1 protein-coding gene is annotated in these 369 nt (G+C 71.5%); it reads right to left on the minus strand.

Annotated elements, in window-relative coordinates; all coding sequences use genetic code 11:
* The coding region (locus tag VR45_RS40270; protein ID WP_045944940.1) for a hypothetical protein at positions 1-369 on the minus strand (369 nt) is incomplete at both ends.

Raw genomic sequence — 369 nt, forward strand, 5'->3', positions numbered from 1 at the left:
CGCTCGTCCGCACCCAGCACATCCACCGCGTCGACCCGGGCCTGCGGGTCATCGGCCATCGCCGACAGCACCCGCACCAGAGCGCCCGCGACCCGACCCGCGACACCCTCGTCGAACAGATCCGCCGCCGCAGTCAGCATGCCCCGGATCCCCGCCGGCGCGCCCTGCGCACCGAACGCCTCACCCACGATCACATCGAGGTCGAACTTCGCCATCGCCCGACCCAACAGCAGCGGTTCCGCCCCCAGGCCAGGCAGGTCCAGCACACCGCCGTCCGCTACCAAGCCGGTGTTCTGAAGGGTCAGGACGACCTGGAACAGCGGGTGCCGGGCCAGCGAACGCGCCGGCGCCAACTCCTCCACCAGCTTC

The sequence above is a fragment of the Streptomyces sp. NRRL S-495 genome (assembly GCF_000966955.1).
Taxonomy (GTDB): Bacteria; Actinomycetota; Actinomycetes; order Streptomycetales; family Streptomycetaceae; genus Kitasatospora; species Kitasatospora purpeofusca.